Annotated in this window: 15 protein-coding genes; 8 read left to right on the forward strand and 7 right to left on the reverse strand. The window is 59.1% G+C overall.

Going from position 1 to position 13915, the window contains the following annotated elements; translation table 11 throughout:
* The first annotated feature begins 2 nt into the window (after nucleotides 1-2).
* The 7 genes from K5Y32_RS05020 to K5Y32_RS05050 all read left to right on the forward strand — a co-directional run bounded on the left by K5Y32_RS05020 (nucleotide 3) and on the right by K5Y32_RS05050 (nucleotide 5703).
* Nucleotides 3-440: a PTS sugar transporter subunit IIA gene (locus K5Y32_RS05020; RefSeq protein ID WP_101764476.1), complete on the forward strand. Its 438-nt coding sequence runs from the start codon at nucleotides 3-5 to the stop codon at nucleotides 438-440.
* Complete coding sequence (locus tag K5Y32_RS05025) at nucleotides 437-1021, forward strand: ATP-binding protein (protein ID WP_222181954.1); 585 nt, start codon at nucleotides 437-439, stop codon at nucleotides 1019-1021. The genes K5Y32_RS05020 and K5Y32_RS05025 overlap by 4 nt, the downstream gene beginning before the upstream one ends.
* 124 nt (nucleotides 1022-1145) lie before the next feature.
* The gene (locus K5Y32_RS05030) at nucleotides 1146-1940 is read left to right on the forward strand and encodes an SDR family NAD(P)-dependent oxidoreductase (RefSeq protein WP_222181955.1); all 795 of its coding nucleotides are present in this window, start codon (nucleotides 1146-1148) and stop codon (nucleotides 1938-1940) included.
* Nucleotides 1941-2080: 140 nt separating this feature from the next.
* Complete coding sequence (locus K5Y32_RS05035) at nucleotides 2081-2437, forward strand: hypothetical protein (RefSeq protein ID WP_222181956.1); 357 nt, start codon at nucleotides 2081-2083, stop codon at nucleotides 2435-2437.
* 49 nt (nucleotides 2438-2486) lie between these two features.
* Nucleotides 2487-4487 (forward strand): protein-disulfide reductase DsbD, encoded by a 2001-nt coding sequence (locus K5Y32_RS05040; protein WP_222181957.1) that lies wholly within the window; start codon nucleotides 2487-2489, stop codon nucleotides 4485-4487.
* On the forward strand, nucleotides 4487-5209 hold the full coding sequence (locus K5Y32_RS05045) for a DsbA family protein (protein ID WP_222181958.1): 723 nt from the start codon (nucleotides 4487-4489) through the stop codon (nucleotides 5207-5209). The genes K5Y32_RS05040 and K5Y32_RS05045 overlap by 1 nt, the downstream gene beginning before the upstream one ends.
* Nucleotides 5206-5703 carry a protein disulfide oxidoreductase gene (locus K5Y32_RS05050; RefSeq protein WP_222181959.1) on the forward strand — a complete coding sequence of 166 codons (498 nt, stop codon included), beginning with the start codon at nucleotides 5206-5208 and terminating at the stop codon, nucleotides 5701-5703. Before K5Y32_RS05045 ends, K5Y32_RS05050 begins: the two co-directional genes overlap by 4 nt.
* Before the next feature lie 16 nt (nucleotides 5704-5719).
* On the opposite strand, the gene K5Y32_RS05055 is transcribed toward K5Y32_RS05050, so the two are convergent.
* Nucleotides 5720-6049, reverse strand: coding sequence for a cupin domain-containing protein (locus K5Y32_RS05055; RefSeq protein ID WP_222181960.1), 330 nt, complete (start codon nucleotides 6047-6049; stop codon nucleotides 5720-5722).
* A gap of 128 nt (nucleotides 6050-6177) precedes the next feature.
* On the opposite strand from K5Y32_RS05055, the gene K5Y32_RS05060 reads away from it, so the two are divergent.
* Nucleotides 6178-6816 (forward strand): RpiB/LacA/LacB family sugar-phosphate isomerase, encoded by a 639-nt coding sequence (locus K5Y32_RS05060; RefSeq protein WP_222181961.1) that lies wholly within the window; start codon nucleotides 6178-6180, stop codon nucleotides 6814-6816.
* Between the two features lie 596 nt (nucleotides 6817-7412).
* Here the strand turns inward: K5Y32_RS05060 and K5Y32_RS05065 are convergent.
* The 6 genes from K5Y32_RS05065 to K5Y32_RS05090 are packed head-to-tail and all read right to left on the reverse strand — an operon-like array spanning nucleotide 7413 to nucleotide 13795.
* Entirely contained in the window at nucleotides 7413-8168 is a 756-nt protein-coding gene (locus tag K5Y32_RS05065) for an ABC transporter ATP-binding protein (protein ID WP_061720157.1), read from the reverse strand.
* Nucleotides 8169-8186: 18 nt separating this feature from the next.
* Nucleotides 8187-9053 (reverse strand): ABC transporter ATP-binding protein, encoded by an 867-nt coding sequence (locus K5Y32_RS05070; protein WP_222181962.1) that lies wholly within the window; start codon nucleotides 9051-9053, stop codon nucleotides 8187-8189.
* On the reverse strand, nucleotides 9025-9930 hold the full coding sequence (locus K5Y32_RS05075) for an ABC transporter permease (protein WP_176972282.1): 906 nt from the start codon (nucleotides 9928-9930) through the stop codon (nucleotides 9025-9027). Before K5Y32_RS05075 ends, K5Y32_RS05070 begins: the two co-directional genes overlap by 29 nt.
* Entirely contained in the window at nucleotides 9927-10952 is a 1026-nt protein-coding gene (locus K5Y32_RS05080) for an ABC transporter permease (protein WP_064741146.1), read from the reverse strand. Before K5Y32_RS05080 ends, K5Y32_RS05075 begins: the two co-directional genes overlap by 4 nt.
* Nucleotides 10949-12580, reverse strand: coding sequence for an ABC transporter substrate-binding protein (locus K5Y32_RS05085; protein WP_222181963.1), 1632 nt, complete (start codon nucleotides 12578-12580; stop codon nucleotides 10949-10951). Before K5Y32_RS05085 ends, K5Y32_RS05080 begins: the two co-directional genes overlap by 4 nt.
* 60 nt (nucleotides 12581-12640) lie before the next feature.
* Nucleotides 12641-13795, reverse strand: coding sequence for a mandelate racemase family protein (locus K5Y32_RS05090; protein ID WP_222181964.1), 1155 nt, complete (start codon nucleotides 13793-13795; stop codon nucleotides 12641-12643).
* Nucleotides 13796-13915: the final 120 nt, after the last annotated feature.

Raw genomic sequence — 13915 nt, forward strand, 5'->3', positions numbered from 1 at the left:
GTATGAGTATTAAACAGCTGCTGCAGGAGGCAAGTGCGATTCAGGTGGGGATCAGCGCCAGGGATTGGCGCGAAGTGATCGCGCTGGCGGCGCTGCCGCTGGTGAACGGCGGTTACATCAAAGCCAGTTACCCGGAAGCGGTGATCGCTAACACGCTGGAGCATGGCGCCTATTACGTGTTTGAGGAGGGCATCGCCATTCCCCATGCGCGGCCGGAGGCCGGCGTGCTGAAAGATTGTTTCAGCATGATTGTGCTGGATGAGCCGATCTCATTCGACGGCAGTGACAAAGCCGACATCGTGATTATGTTCGGTGCGCGTGACAGCAACGCGCACATTGAAGAGGGCATCCGCGCGATTGTTACGCTGCTGGAGGATGAGGAGACGCTGGTGCGATTGCGAAAGGCCAGCAGTGCCGCGGAGGTGATAGAAATCCTATGACAACCGACACTGAAGAGAAAATTGTCGTGCTGGTGAATGGCATTCCGGCTTCCGGCAAAAGCACGCTAACGCGCGCGCTGGCCGAGCAGTTTGGCTTTCCGGTGCTGACGCTGGATAGCCTGAAAGAGCCGTTTATGGCCAGCTTTGCGCCGGTGGATCGCCTGCGCAATCGCCAGTTAGGTTGTGCGGCGTATCAGGCGATCTGGCAAGTGGTGGCGCAAGCGCCGACGCGTTGTATCTATGTCATCGATGCCTGGTTTGGCTTCCAGCCGAAAGAGGTGCTGCAGCAGGGATTGCAGCAGGCGGGCGTGACGCGGGTGCTGGAGCTGTGGCTGGCGATCACGCCGGATGAGGCGGTAGCGCGTTATCAGGCTCGTTTAACCGATCGCATGCCGGGACATCCGGGCGCGGAGTATCTGCCAGAACTGCGCCAGTTAGCAGAAACCGCCCAACCGATGGCGCTGGGTCCGGTGTTGCAGCTTAACGCACGCAATCCGGATCAGGCGGCAGCCTGCGCCTGGTTACAGCGTCAACTGCGGCTGCCGATCAGCGCTCAACCGGCTTTATCGGCCTCGGGCTGAAAATGTCGGCAGCAGGCTGAACGCACATCAGCACTGCGGCCGACACCGCCATCGCATGATTCGTCAAGGCATCTTCTCCTGTCTGAACCAGGCTTTTGTGATAACGATCACACAGGAGAATGCCATGAACATCGATTTATACGGAAAAACAGCCTTAGTCACTGCATCAACCGGCGGCATCGGTTTTGCCATTGCACAAGGTCTGGCTGCCAGCGGGGCGGAAGTGGTGCTGAACGGCCGCAGCGAAGCATCGGTGAGTCGTGCGCGCGAGAAGCTCAACGGCTTAGTGGCGGGGGCGAAAATTCACACCTTTATCGCCGATCTCGGCAATGCCCAGGGCGTTATGCAGCTGCTTAATGGCTTGCCGCCAATCGATATTCTGGTGAATAACGCCGGGATTTACGGTCCGCAGGATTTTTATGACGTGGATGACGACACCTGGGACGCCTATTGGCAAACCAACGTGATGTCCGGCGTGCGCCTGTCGCGGGCTTTATTGCCGGAGATGGTGCAGCGTGGTTGGGGCCGCGTGGTGTTTATCTCCTCGGAATCAGCCTTGAACATTCCCGCCGATATGCTGCATTACGGCGTGAGTAAAACGGCGCAGCTATCGCTGGCGCGCGGTCTGGCAAAAGTGGTGGCGGGTAGCGGCGTGACGGTAAACAGCGTGTTGCCCGGCCCAACGCTCTCTGATGGCTTTGCCGCCATGATGGAAGATGAGGTGAAGCGCACCGGTAAGCCGCTGGAAGAGCTGGCGAAAGAGTTTGTGATGGCGCAGCGGCCAAGTTCGGTGATTCAGCGCGCCGCCACGGTGGAAGAAGTGGCGAATATGGTGGTGTACGTTTGTTCGAAACAGGCATCGGCAACGTCCGGTGCCGCGCTGCGTGTCGATGGCGGCGTGGTCGATGATATTGTTTAGCCGGGTGTGGTAATTGACCAGGTCGCCATGAATGGCGACCCTACGACGCTCGCACCACAAAGACAAAAGTTTACACAGCAAAGCTTGGTGTTTCTGCTGCGGATGCTTAAAATGCCCGCACTTTTCTCTGAGGCTGCGGCATGACGATATCGCTATCACGCGCAAAATGGATTCTGGCACTGGTTTGTCTGGTGCTGGCGTTTTGTCTCGTCCAGCGCAGCTTCAATTTGCCTTCCGTACCTTTAGGGCAGGTCAGCGCGTCCGCGCACACCAACAGCAGTGATGATGCCAGCGGCAGCGAAAAGCCCTGTGCGCTGAGCGCAAAATCGCTGAGTGCCGCCGCGCCAATCCTTGATACCGCATTGCCTTTCCTGCTGTTGCTGCTGGCACTGATCGCCACTTTCACACAAACCACCACTTGCGTCGGCTATCGCCGCGCACCGCTGTTTCCGCCTCTGCGACGGCGGCATCTGACCTTTTGCGTCTTCCGGGAATAACACCTGCGCGTTACATCGCGTAAACCCTGTTATTCACTGGAGAATTCACATGACTGTATTGATCAGGAGCCTGCTGCTCCTGCTGGCGAGCTGCGCGATCACTGCGCAGGCGGCAGACACCGGCTGGCTGCGCAATGCGCAAAACAGCCACGCCGAAGTGCGCCTGCGCAGCGCCAGCCACAACGATAATCAGCAACTGCTGCTGGATATTCGCCTGCAACCCGGCTGGAAAACCTACTGGCGCACGCCAGGTGAAGGCGGCGTTGCGCCGGAAATCCGCTGGCTAACGCCGGAAGTCAAGGCGCAATGGTTCTGGCCAGCGCCCGAGCGTTTTGACGTCAGCGGCTTGACCACGCAAGGCTATAAAGGCGATATCACGCTGCCGATCGAGCTGGCGAAACTGTCGAGCCAGCAGCTTGCGGGAACGTTGACGCTCTCGACCTGCAGCGACGTCTGCATCCTTACCGACTTCCCGTTTAGCCTCGATCTGACGCAGCCCGCAGACGCCCATTTTGCCCGCGATTTCGCCGAGGCGATGGGGCGCATCCCGGCGGCCAGCGGCTTAACCGATCAACTCAATGCCAGCTTTGTTAAGGGCGAATTGCAGATCCGCGCACAGCGCCAGGGCGGCTGGCAACAGCCTGAACTGTTCTTCGATTATCCGCCGGGCAGCATGCTGGCGGCACCGACGATCCGTGTAAATGGCGACACACTCAGCGCGCGCGTAGCGGTCACCGATGAATGGGGCGAAGCGGCACCGGATCTGCGCGGTAAAACGCTGTCGCTGGTGGTTGCGGATGCTGGCATTGCGCAGCAAAGCGCGATAAATATCGGCGCGGAAACGCTGGTGTCCGGCGATGCGGCGCAAACCTTATGGTCGGTGTTGCTGCTGGCGCTGCTCGGCGGTTTAATCCTCAACCTGATGCCGTGCGTGTTGCCGGTGCTGGCGATCAAGCTCAGCAGCCTGGTGCAGCAGCAAGGGCAAACGCAGCGCCAGACGCGCCAGCAGTTTCTCGCCTCAAGCGCCGGTATCATTTTCTCCTTCCTGCTGTTGGCGCTGCTGATGACCGGACTGCGGCTCAGCGGTCAGGCGTTGGGCTGGGGCATTCAGTTCCAGAGCAGCGGCTTCCTGCTGGTGATGGTGCTGGTGATGTTCCTGTTCAGCGCCAGCCTGTTTGATCTGCTGCATTTCCGCTTGCCGTCGGGTTTGAATACCAAACTGGCGACGCAGGGCGGCAACGGCTTGCTCGGCCACTTCGGCCAGGGCGCGTTTGCCACCTTGCTGGCCACGCCATGCAGCGCGCCGTTTCTTGGTACGGCGGTGGCTTATGCGCTGACGGCACCGCTGCCGCAGCTATGGCTGCTGTTTGTCGCGCTTGGCGTCGGCATGAGTTTGCCGTGGCTGCTGGTGGCGGCGTTACCGGGCATGGCGCGCTGCCTGCCGCGTCCGGGGCGCTGGATGGTGCATCTGCGCACTGTGCTCGGCCTGTTTATGCTGCTTGCGACCTTCTGGTTGGTAACTCTGCTGGTGCCGCATAGGGGCAGCACCTTCGCGCTGGTGCTGGCGGGCGTGTTACTCGTGGTGTTGTGTGGCTGGCTGGTGAAGCGTCGCGCGCTGCAGCAGGCGGGCGTGGTGTTTATCACCTTGACGCTGGCCGGAGCGCTGTTCCTGATGACGCGTATCTCGCCGGAAGAGGAGACGCTGCACTGGCAGCCGTTGACTGAAGCGGCGATCCATCAGGCACTCGAGCAGGATAAACGGGTGTTTGTCGATGTCACCGCCGACTGGTGCATCACCTGTAAAGTGAATAAATCCCGTGTGTTAAATCAGCCGGATGTGCGTGCTGCGCTCAAAGCCGATGACGTGGTGCTGCTGCGCGGCGACTGGACGCAGCCCGATCCGGCCATTGGTGAATTCCTGCGCCGCCGCGACCGCGTGGCGATCCCTTTCAACCAAATTTATGGCCCGGCACTGCCGCAAGGCCAGATTTTGTCACCGCTGCTGAGTCGTGAAGCGGTGATCTCCACTCTCTCTGAGGCGAAAAAATAATGAAGAAATCCCTGTTACTGCCACTGATGTTCCTTGCCATGCCTGCACTGGCGGCCGCGCCTTTTACGCCTGAGCAGGAGGCGCGCATCAAAGAACTGATCCGTGAAACCCTGGTGCAGAATCCGTCGATTCTGGCGGAAGCGGCCGATGCATTTGATAAAGAAGCGGCGCTGCAGCAGCAAAACGTGGTGGCGCAGATGGTGAAGAAAAACCACGATGCGCTGTTCAACGACGCCGGTTCACCGCGCATTGGCGCTGAGAAACCGGCGCTGACGCTGGTCTACTTCACCGATTACAACTGCGTGTTCTGCAAGAAGTTTGAAGCCGATATCGAAAAACTGATTAAGGCTTATCCGCAGGTAGCGGTGGTGATCAAACCGCTGCCGTACCGTTCTGAAACCTCACTCACCTCGGCGCGTCTGGCGCTCACCGTGTGGGAGCAGCAGCCGAAAAACTTCCTGAAGCTGCATGAGCGTTTGATGGCGAAAAAGGGCAATCACGATACCGCCAGCATCGACGCGGCGCTGGAGAAAACCGGCATCAAGCTGAAAGAGCCAAGCAAAGTGAGCCTCGATACCATCAACAGCAACCTGACGCTGGCGCAGCAGCTCGGCGTTCAGGGCACGCCAGCCACGCTGGTAGGCGACCAGATGATCAGCGGCGCGGTGCCGTATGAGCAGCTGGAAGCGGCAGTGAAAGGCGCGCTGCAGGCGAAGCAATGAGTCGATTAAAGCGCTGGCTGCGTGAGACGCTGCTGCTGGTGCTGATTGTCGCAGCGGCGCTGTGGGGCATGGATTGGCTGCGCGCACCGCAGCTGCCTGCTGACATGGCGCAACAACCGCTGACCTCGCTGCAAGGCGAGGTGAATCTGGCCGAACTCAGTCAGGATCGGCCACTGCTGGTGTACGTCTGGGCAACCTGGTGTGGCGTGTGCAAACTCACCACACCAACCGTGGCGGCGATGAGTCAGGAAGGTGACAAGGTGGTGAGCGTGGCGCTGCGTTCCGGCAGTGACGCGCGCGTGGCAACCTGGCTGGAGAAGAAAGGGCTGCAAGGCGTGGCGATCAATGATGAGAGCGGGGCGATCGGCCAGCGCTGGGATATCAACGCCACGCCGACCTTTATCGTGCTGCATCAGGGCAAAGTCATTAGCACCAGCAGCGGCTGGACCAGCGGTTGGGGGCTGAAGCTACGACTCTGGTGGGCTTCCCGTTAATCGTTCTGGCGGCACGTTACGGTGCCGCCAGAAAATCCTCGCGTTGTGGCGTAAAGGTATCCAGCAATACGCCCGCTTCCAGACACACGCAGCCGTGCACAATGTTCGGCGCTTTATACAGCGTATCGCCAGCGCCGACTTCCTTCGTCACGCCATCAATGGTGAAAGCGAAACGTCCAGACAACACATAGGTGAGCTGCTCATGCGAATGGTGATGCAGCGGACCGACAGCATCCTGCTCAAAGGTGACTTCCACCGCCATCATGGTGCCGCCGTGCGCCAGAATTCGGCGCGTCACGCCGTTGCCTAAATCGTCCAGTTGGGTTGCGCTTTTATAGATAAACATGGTTTCTCCTTGCAGGTTGCATCGTCAATGTGTGACTTAACTCACAGTCAAAAAGGCAATTAAAGGCTGCATTTTAACGATCTTTGATTAAAATGAAACGGTGTTTCAATTTAATCTGAGGATGGATCATGAAAATCGCTTTGATGATGGAAAACAGCCAGGCTGCGAAGAACGCAACGGTGTTGAAAGAGCTTCAGTCTGTGGCGCAACCGCTCGGGCATCAGGTGTTTAACGTCGGTATGAGCGACGAACAGGATCACCATCTTACCTATATTCACCTCGGCATCATGGCCAACGTACTGCTTAACAGCAAAGCGGTGGACTTCGTGGTAGCCGGTTGCGGTACCGGCCAGGGCGCGCTGATGTCGCTGAACCTGCATCCCGGCGTGGTGTGTGGCTATTGCATCGATCCGGCGGATGCCTACCTGTTTGCGCAAATCAACAACGGGAATGCGCTGTCGCTGCCGTTCGCCAAAGGCTTCGGTTGGGGCGCGGAACTCAATCTGCGCTTTATCTTCGAAAAGGCCTTCACCGGTGAAAAAGGGCACGGCTATCCGCCTGAGCGCAAAGAGCCGCAGGTGCGCAATGCGGGCATTCTGAACGAAGTGAAAGCGGCGCTGCTGAAAGAGAATTACCTCGATTCACTGCGTGCTATCGATCCTGAGCTGGTGAAGACCGCAGTGAGCGGCCCGCGCCTGCAGCATTGCCTGTTTGAGCATGGGCAGAATCAGGAGATTGTGCGCTTTGTCCGTGAACTGACGCAGTAGTCAATACGGTTTGAGCAAAGCCAGGGAAACCTGGCTTTGTTGTTTATGTCCTTCTTCATTTGCACTCCGGCATCAAAATGTCGGAAAATTGTCGGAGTAAGTATCGGAGAAAACGCTAAGAGTTAGGCAGCTTCAGAGTCAGTGAAGCACTCGTTTTTGTTATCCCTTCGATTCAACAGTAACGCGTATTTATCCTGCCGGACCAACCGTTGCAGACGTCTCAATGGTTCATTCAAGTCACCACAGATGACGTAATGCATGTCAGTTAAGCCAGTGACGAGTACGCAGGCCGGTGCGTGTTATTGAAAAGGGCACCTTTGCCAGAGGCGCTGGCGCGTCTGCTGCGGCAAAAGGGCTATTCGCAGCGCTGAGGCTTTTACGTTGGGCCAGGAGCCTCGCGCATGGATGCGCGAGGCAGTTCGGGGTCGGCCAGGGAAGGCCGATCCGCGAACGGTCCGTTGGCACAACGTGGAAGCCGAAGGCACCGCGCTAGCGGCGCGAGGACGGCCCGTGACGCAGCAGATGTGTCAGAGCCCGCAACAGATTTAAAGCAAAATGCTTTCTTATCAGCAAGGATTACGCCATAAACGGCGACCCTACGCCAACACCCCGTTATCCTGCCGACTCGCATCCACCAGCATCTGCGTATAGGCCACCTGCGCGCGGTTATGCACCAGCGCATCGACATCCAGCGTCTCCAGCACTTTGCCGTGTTGCATCACCGCCACGCGATGGCACAGATGCGCCACCACGCCGAGATCGTGCGTCACCATCAAATAGGTCAGCTTCTCCTGCTGCTGCAAATCGCTGAGTAGATTGAGGATCTCCGCTTGCACCGAAACATCCAGCGCCGAGGTCGGTTCATCCAGCAGCAGCACGCGCGGTTCGAGGATCAGCGCGCGAGCAATGGCTACGCGCTGGCGCTGACCACCGGACAGCTGATGCGGATAGCGGGTTTGCCAGGCGCGATTGAGTCCAACCTTCTCCAGCATGGCGATGACGCGCTGCTGGCGCTGGCCGATGCCGTGAATCTGCAGCGGCTCCTCAAGAATATCGCCGATGGTGTGGCGCGGATGCAGCGATCCGTACGGATCCTGAAACACCATCTGCACGCTGCGGCAGCGCTCGCGCGCGATACGATGCTCCAGCGGCACGCCATCAATCGCCAGCTCACCGTGCCAATGGGTAAACAGCCCGGCGAGGCACTTCAATACCGTGGTTTTGCCCGATCCGGATTCGCCAACCAGGCCAAAAATTTCACCCTCGCGAATCGACAAATTGACGTCGAACAGCACCTGATTACGCCGCTCCTCCTCACCAAAACTGAGGTTGAGATTACTTACGCGGATCATCTCGTTCATCATTGCTCCTTAAGGTTGCAGCCAGCTGGCCTGACGTTGCAGCACCGGCAGACGGGCGCGACGCTGATCCATATCGGGCAGCGCGGCGAGTAGGCCCTGCGTATAGGGATGCTGCGCCTGATCGAGCTGGCTGGCAGCCAGCGACTCCACCACGCGCCCGGCATACATCACCAGCACGCGGTCACAGAAACGCCGCACCAGATTGATGTCGTGACTGATAAAAATCAGCCCCAGACCGCGCTGTTTCACCAAATCGTCCAGCAGCGCCAGCACCTGCAAACGCACCGAAACGTCCAGCGCCGAAGTGGGTTCGTCGGCAATCAGCAGTTCGGGATCGGTAATCAGCATCATGGCGATCATCACGCGCTGGCCCTGACCACCGGAAATCTCGTGCGGATAACATTGATAGATGCGGCCCGGATCGCGCACCTGCACCACGTCGAGCATCTCCATTGCGCGCTGCCGCGCAACGTCGCGCTGGCCGGGATGATGACTGCGCCACGCTTCAGCTATCTGCTCGCCCACGCGCACCACCGGATTCAGCGAGTATTTCGGGTCCTGCATAATCATGGAGATGCGCTTGCCGCGAATGGCGCGCATCTGTGCCGGCGTGGCACGCAGCAGGTCCACGTCACCAAACTGCATGCGCTGCGCCGTGACCTGCGCGCTGCGCGGATGCAGCTGTAACAGCGCGCGGCCAACGGTGGATTTGCCGGAACCGGATTCGCCCACAATCGCCAGTTTCTCCTTGCCCAACTGGAAGGAGATGCCGCGTACGGCGGGCGTCACCAGCCGGCCATTGACGAAATTGACCTGTAAATCCTGCACGTCGAGCAACGGTGCAGCGCTATTCGCTGCGGGGATCGAGGATGTCACGTAAGCCATCTCCTAAGAAGTTGAACGCTAAGCTGTTGATCAGAATCGCCAGACCTGGCACCGTCACCACCCACCAACACTCCAGCATGTATGTGCGGCCGCTGGCGATCATCGCACCCCATTCCGGATCCGGCGGCTGCGCGCCCAAACCGAGAAAACCGAGTCCGGCAGCGGTGAGAATGATGCCCGCCATATTCATGGTGATGCGGATAATCACCGACGGCAGGCACAGCGGCACAATGTGTTTCCACAAAATGCGCAGTGACGAGGCGCCCTGTAAGCGCACCGCGGAGACAAAATCGGCCTGACGCAGCGACAGTGCTTCAGCGCGCGCCAGTCGCGCAATCGGCGGCCAGGCGGTGAGCGTAATGGCGATCACCACATGCTCCAGCCCCGGACCGAGCGCGGCGACAAACGCCAGCGCCAGCACCAGGCTAGGGAAGGAGATGAAGATGTCGGTGACGCGCATCAACACGCTATCCACTTTGCCGCCGAAGTAACCGGCGGTGACGCCGAGCAGCAAGCCCAGCGGACCCACGGTGATCGACACCAGCAGCACGATATACAGCGTGATGCGCGCGCCCCACACCAGACGGCTGAAGATGTCGCGGCCAAACTCATCGGTGCCAAACCAGTGCTGCGCGTTGGGCGGCGTCAGCGCATTGTTGAGGTCCTGAATCAGCGGATGGTAGGGCGCGATCCACGGTGCGAACAGCGCCACCACCAGCAGTAGCAAAATGATGCCGCCGCCAATCGCGGTTAGCGGGTTGCGCGCCATTTGCCAGAGAAAATGGCCGATGCGCGCGCCGGTGCGGCGACAGCGCGCCAGCCGTTCGCGCGTCTGGCTGGCTAACGGCGTATCGAGAGAAATCGTCATACTTTGGTCCTCGGATCGAACACCTGATAGAGCAGGTCAGAGAGAAGATTGAGCAGCACGAATATCAGGCCGACCACCAGCACGCAGCCCATCACCGCATTCATATCGCCGAGCATCAAACTGCCGGTGAGATAGGACCCAAAACCGGGCCATGAGAACACGGTTTCAATCAGCACCGCGCCTTCCAGCAGCGAGCCGTACGCCAGCGCCACCACCGTCAGCAGCTGCACCAGAATATTGCGGAACGCGTGCTGCCAAATCACCTGCCATTCGCTGAGACCTTTCACCCGCGCCGTCAAAATGAACTCCTGCGACAGCTGCGCCAGCATAAAGCTACGCGTCATGCGGCTGATGTAGGCCAGCGAGTGAAAACCGAGCAGCGATGCGGGCAGAATCAGATGATTGAGTGCATTGCTGAACACCGTGAAGTTGCCCACCAGCAAGGCGTCGATCAGCAGAAAACCGGTGCGACGCGGCACAATGCCATCGAGACTGAAATCAACACGGCCCGCGCCGCCAACCCAGCCGAGATGGGCATAAAACAGCAACAGGCCGACCATACCCACCCAGAAGATCGGCGTGGAGTAGCCGGCGAGGCTGATGATGCGTACCAGATAGTCAATCACGCTGTTGCGGCGCGCCGCGGCCCACACGCCCAACGGGACGCCCAGGCCGGTACCAATCACAATCGCCAGCGTTGCCAGTTCTACCGTGGCCGGGAAGACGCGCAGGATATCGTTAATCACCGGTTGTCCGGTCAGCAGCGCCAGCCCGAGGTTGCCGTGCAGCAGGCCTTGCAGATAGATACCAAACTGCACCCACAGCGGTTTATCGAAGCCGAGCTGGTGATAAACCTGCTGATAAGTATTGTGATCGGCATCCGGCCCGACAATCGCCAGCACCGGATCGAGCGGCATCACACGACCAATAAAGAAGGTCAGCAACAGCAGGCCAAACAGCGTGATCGCCACCTGAACGGTGCGGCTACGCAGGCGTCGCCAGTGGCTTTTTGTCAGCTTCATTGCGCACCTCCCGCCAGGCTGTCTGGCGTTTTCCATACGTCACGCAGGAAAGTGGTGGCCGATGGATGCGGCACGTAATCCTGCACCCGATTATTCACCACCACCGAATCGGTCATTTGCGAGATTGGCATCAGCGCCGGAATCAGCTGGTCGTAGCGCTGCTGGATAGCAAAATAATCCTGCTGCTGCTGTTTTACATCGCGCTCCAGCAGCGCTTTATCGATCATGCTGTTCAGCTGCGCGTCATAAAAACCGGTGCGCCAGCCCTGAAAGTTAGTGAGGCGCGCACTGTCGGCGTTGTTGGGGTTGTACACCAGCGCGCGCAGGCTGGAGTGCGGATGCGGCTCCACGCCGCTGCCGCCGCGCCCGACTAGTAGATTGAACTGACGATCGCGCATCGCACCGTAAATCTGGTTACCGGTGCCGGTGATGATTTTGGCGCGAATGCCGCCTTGCATCAGCGTGGACTGAATCGCGATGGCGACATTGAGGAACGGCTGATCGGCCAGCACGCGCAGCGTGGTATCAAACCCGTTGGGATAACCGGCGGCGGCCAGCAATGCTTTGGCGCGCGGCACATCCAGCTTGTAGCCAGGATCGGGCAGCGTTGCCGGCATACCGGCTTGAATTGGCCGCTGATGCAGCGTGCCGTAACCGGCCATCAGCGTTTTGTTAATCCCCTGATAATCCACCAGATAACGCAGCGCTTCGCGTACCTGAGGATGGGCGAAGTGATCGTCCTTCATGCTCATCGCCAGGTAATAAATCGTGCCTTTTTGTACCGCGTCGATGGTGAGATCGGGATCGTGGCGCAGCGCTTTCACGTCAGGGATCGCCATGTTACTGGCGATATCGAGATCGCCTTTCTCCATCATCAGCCGCAAGGTTTGCGACTCCTGCAGATGACGGAACACCACGCGCGACAGCTTCGGTGCACCGCGCCAGTAGTGGGCATCGCGGCTGATGCGCAGCACATCTTTGGCCTGCCACACATCCAGGCGGAACGGCCCGGAACCCGCTTCGTGAGTGGTGAGCCAGCGATTGCCCCAATCGTTATTCACCGCCTGCGCCTGCACGGTTTTGCTGTCGAGCACCACCATGCTGCCGAGCGCCGCCAGCGAGTAGAGCACCAGCTTGGGATCGTTAGGCTTGGGCAGGCGAATCACCACCGTGCGCGCATCCGGCGCGCTGATCATCTGATCCACGTTCTCTTTGCTGAAGCCGTAAGACTTCCATACTGAGGCCTGCGCCAGATTAAGGTGCAGCACGCGACGCATCGACCAGATCACATCGGCGCTGCTCAACGGGTTACCGGAGTGGAAGGTGACATTGTCACGCAGGTGAAAGGTGAGTTGACGATTGTCGGGGCTGATCTCCCAACGTTCCGCCAGCGCGGGACGCACGTTGGTGAGTTGTTGCGGATCTAATTCGACTAAACCGTCATAAAGATTGACGACAATGCCGACCACTTCGTTGCCGGTCATGGCGGCGGGATCGAGTGTGAGCAGGTTATTCATGTTCATGCCCACAATCAGCTGGTCGTCTGGCGTGGCCGCCAGCAGCGACGGGCTACAGGTGAGCAGCAGCAGCGCGGCGCACCACGCTCTACAGGGGTTCATCAGGTTCATAAGCAAAGTCCAGCAGGTCAGAGGTTTATAGTTTTTTGCCGTACTGCTTGTGTTGGGCGCTTACCAGCGATTTAACGTGTGCGTCTCAATCCACGCGAAATTGATGTCCTCCCCAAGTCCGGGACGCGTTGGCAGATGGACAAAACCCTCTGCGTCCATGGGATCGACCAGCGAGTTGAGATAAGCCGGCGGCTGTTCGTAATCGAGGAACGGATGCAGCAGACCGCGTTCGTACCAGCGGCAGTTGCGGATAGCACCGACCACCGCGATGCTGGCGGCGCCGTTGCCGTGTACTTCGCAATCCATACCAAAGGCTTCGGCCAGGCTGGCGACCTTCATGGTGGCGGAGATGCCGCCGACGCCGTTAGCACCGGCGCGCAGAATGTCGCAGGCACCGGCGCGCACCCAATCGGCGCGGCTGTGGTGTTTGCCGCCGAGACTTTCCGGGCCGAGCACGTCAATGCTGAGGTTTTCCGCCAGCCACGCGTACGACGCCATGCTTTCCTCTTCCATCGGCTCTTCGAACCAGGCGAAATTGAGTTTTTCCAGCGCTTTACCGATGGTGAGCGCTTCGCTGCGGCTGTACCAGTGATAGCCGTCGAGCATCAGGGCGATGTCCGGGCCGACCGCTTCGCGCACAGCGGCGCAGGCTTTGATGTCCATTTGGGTGCTTGGCGCGAACGAAACCGGCGGCATCCAGGTGTGCAGTTTGATGGCCTGATAACCGCGCGCGACCAGTTTTTCGGCAAACTGCGCGTATTCATCGGGCGTGGATAAACCGCCTTCCAGCTCATCGCCACACATGGTGCTGCCGTAAGCGGGGATTTTCTCGCGATAACCGCCAAGCAGCTTATGCACCGGCTGCTTGAGTTTGCGACCAATCAGATCCCACAGCGCCTGTTCCACCGCCGATAACGCGCGTTCGGTGAGCTGATGGGCGCTACCGCGCTGCCAGTGCACCAGATCCTGCCACAGACGCTCGCGATCAAAGGCATTTTGCCCAATCAGCACTTTGCGGAAGAAGGCGTTCACCACGTGCGGACGAATCACTTCGGCGGGGGCAAACGCGTAGCCGCAATCGCCATCTTCGCTGGTGATCGTTAGCAGCGCCATTTGGGCATCGGTCTCTGCGCCGGGATGCGAATGTCCGGCGCTGTCAGAGACGCGGCGTGTAGGGTAGCTAAACAGGGTGACATCAATGGCACTGATCTTCACGGTAACTCCTCCTTCAACTCAGTGGCTTGCCCAAATCAGGCATTAACATAAAAAATAAAACATCGTTTCATTTTGTAATTTAGCGTTCACCCTTTGTTTACGCATTAGCCAAAGCGCGGG

It is taken from the genome of Pantoea sp. DY-15 (assembly GCF_019795935.1).
Lineage (GTDB): Bacteria > Pseudomonadota > Gammaproteobacteria > Enterobacterales > Enterobacteriaceae > Pantoea > Pantoea leporis.

What these genes read in the sequence shown, in the direction of transcription:
- K5Y32_RS05050 (WP_222181959.1), top strand. Translation starts at nt 5,206, where the DNA reads ATGAGTCGATTAAAGCGCTGGCTGCGTGAGACGCTGCTGCTGGTGCTG.
- K5Y32_RS05075 (WP_176972282.1), bottom strand. Translation starts at nt 9,930, where the DNA reads ATGACGATTTCTCTCGATACGCCGTTAGCCAGCCAGACGCGCGAACGG.
- K5Y32_RS05025 (WP_222181954.1), top strand. Translation starts at nt 437, where the DNA reads ATGACAACCGACACTGAAGAGAAAATTGTCGTGCTGGTGAATGGCATT.
- K5Y32_RS05030 (WP_222181955.1), top strand. Translation starts at nt 1,146, where the DNA reads ATGAACATCGATTTATACGGAAAAACAGCCTTAGTCACTGCATCAACC.
- K5Y32_RS05055 (WP_222181960.1), bottom strand. Translation starts at nt 6,049, where the DNA reads ATGTTTATCTATAAAAGCGCAACCCAACTGGACGATTTAGGCAACGGC.
- K5Y32_RS05045 (WP_222181958.1), top strand. Translation starts at nt 4,487, where the DNA reads ATGAAGAAATCCCTGTTACTGCCACTGATGTTCCTTGCCATGCCTGCA.
- K5Y32_RS05035 (WP_222181956.1), top strand. Translation starts at nt 2,081, where the DNA reads ATGACGATATCGCTATCACGCGCAAAATGGATTCTGGCACTGGTTTGT.
- K5Y32_RS05065 (WP_061720157.1), bottom strand. Translation starts at nt 8,168, where the DNA reads ATGATCCGCGTAAGTAATCTCAACCTCAGTTTTGGTGAGGAGGAGCGG.
- K5Y32_RS05020 (WP_101764476.1), top strand. Translation starts at nt 3, where the DNA reads ATGAGTATTAAACAGCTGCTGCAGGAGGCAAGTGCGATTCAGGTGGGG.
- K5Y32_RS05080 (WP_064741146.1), bottom strand. Translation starts at nt 10,952, where the DNA reads ATGAAGCTGACAAAAAGCCACTGGCGACGCCTGCGTAGCCGCACCGTT.
- K5Y32_RS05060 (WP_222181961.1), top strand. Translation starts at nt 6,178, where the DNA reads ATGAAAATCGCTTTGATGATGGAAAACAGCCAGGCTGCGAAGAACGCA.
- K5Y32_RS05085 (WP_222181963.1), bottom strand. Translation starts at nt 12,580, where the DNA reads ATGAACCTGATGAACCCCTGTAGAGCGTGGTGCGCCGCGCTGCTGCTG.
- K5Y32_RS05040 (WP_222181957.1), top strand. Translation starts at nt 2,487, where the DNA reads ATGACTGTATTGATCAGGAGCCTGCTGCTCCTGCTGGCGAGCTGCGCG.